General features: G+C 71.6%; 1 protein-coding gene. It reads left to right on the forward strand.

Annotated elements, in window-relative coordinates:
* A partial coding sequence (locus B9Q17_RS18250; protein WP_167373057.1) for a hypothetical protein occupies positions 1 to 250 on the forward strand: 250 nt, incomplete at both ends.

Here is a 250-nt window from a genome sequence, read left to right on the forward strand (position 1 = left end):
TTCCGCCAGCTGCCAGACCACCCCAGCACCAACCCGAACGCTGCTGTTCCTGGTGCTCACCTGCTACCCCGGCAGATACCCCCACACGACATACCCCCAGACCGTGGCCCTGCTGGCGGCCATGCCGCCGTTACCGGATCACACCGCCGGGCAACCGGCCCACGGCTGCACCTGCTGCCGGCCTCCGGCCCTGAACCTGACCGCCAGCCATACCACCGGGCCAAGCCCCGCTCCGGGGCTCCCGGCTGCC

This window comes from Marinobacter vinifirmus, assembly GCF_002258215.1.
Classification (GTDB): domain Bacteria; phylum Pseudomonadota; class Gammaproteobacteria; order Pseudomonadales; family Oleiphilaceae; genus Marinobacter; species Marinobacter vinifirmus.